Origin of the sequence: Streptomyces sp. NPDC101166, from assembly GCF_044768125.1 — a bacterium.
Taxonomy (GTDB): domain Bacteria; phylum Actinomycetota; class Actinomycetes; order Streptomycetales; family Streptomycetaceae; genus Streptomyces.
Genome location: NZ_JBIWPF010000361.1, coordinates 1 through 1,042 on the forward strand (window position 1 = coordinate 1; position 1,042 = coordinate 1,042).

The 1,042-nt window shown below is 65.1% G+C and carries 2 protein-coding genes; both read left to right on the forward strand.

Annotation, left to right across the window (positions count from 1 at the left end; all coding sequences use genetic code 11):
- Positions 1-281 (forward strand): hypothetical protein (locus ACIRS4_RS39110; protein ID WP_404205179.1); only part of this gene is annotated, 281 nt, incomplete at its 5' end.
- Between the two features lie 32 nt (positions 282-313).
- Positions 314-823, forward strand: a complete 510-nt coding sequence (locus ACIRS4_RS39115) for a carboxymuconolactone decarboxylase family protein (protein WP_404205181.1) — start codon at positions 314-316, stop codon at positions 821-823.
- Positions 824-1,042: the final 219 nt, after the last annotated feature.

Here is a 1,042-nt window from a genome sequence, read left to right on the forward strand (position 1 = left end):
CCGGTCGTGAGGGCTTGCAGCACATCGCCTACTGGACCGAGGACTACCAGAGTCTCTACGACAAGGCGTTATCGCTGGGCTACGAGGTGGGCCACGAAGGGTCGATCGGCGGTGAGCAGGGCCGCTTCGCCTACTTCGACACCGAGCAGGCTTTCGGCCACGTCATCGAGATCTCCGACATCAGCGGCCCCAAAGGCCAGTTCTTCCATTACATCCGGGAAGTCGCCGCCACCTGGGATGGCAGCGAACCCATTCGCGGCGACATCGACAAACTCGCCTGACCACAGACTGCCCCGACCGAGAAGAGGCTCCCGTGACCACCATCGACTATCCGGACTCCTCCACCCTGCCCACCGCGGTGCAACAAGCGCTGACCACCCACTCGGCCAACATCTACCGCATGATCGGTCACTCCCATGGCATGGCGGTGAGCTTTCTGAACATGGCCGATGCGATGCTGCAAACCAACTCGATGCCCTTCCAGCTGCGTGAGCTGGCGATCCTTCGCGTGGGCCACGTGTACGAAGCCGCCTACGAACTGCACCATCACGAAAGGTTCGCTCGCGCGGTCGGACTCGGCGAAGACGCGATCGCCGCGGCCGCCACCGGGCACGGCGACACCCTCAGCGCGGTGGAAGCCGCCATACTGCGCTGGACCGACAAGCTCCTGCAGGAGCACACACTCGACGCAGCCACCCGGGCCGAAGCTCTCGAGATCCTCACGGTCACCGAACTGGCCGACTTCGTGCTCACCGTCGGTTTCTATCAGCTGGTCTGCAACTTCCTCAACGCCTTCGACATCACCACCGAGGGTGAAAGCTGAAGAAACACCCGATGGAACCGACCCTGCTCAGCGCGGCAGGGCGCCGACTCTCGAGTTCGCCGGAGGTTCGGCGTCTAGCGTCGGGGCGGTTCGCGCGGCGGCGCGGCGGAAGGGAGATCGGCGTGGGCCGTCGACGGGCTGTGTTTAGGTGGGGTCGTGCCTGATCGAGCGGTCGCCTCACCGTCCGCCGGAGCCGACCCGGGACCTCGTTTCCCCCGG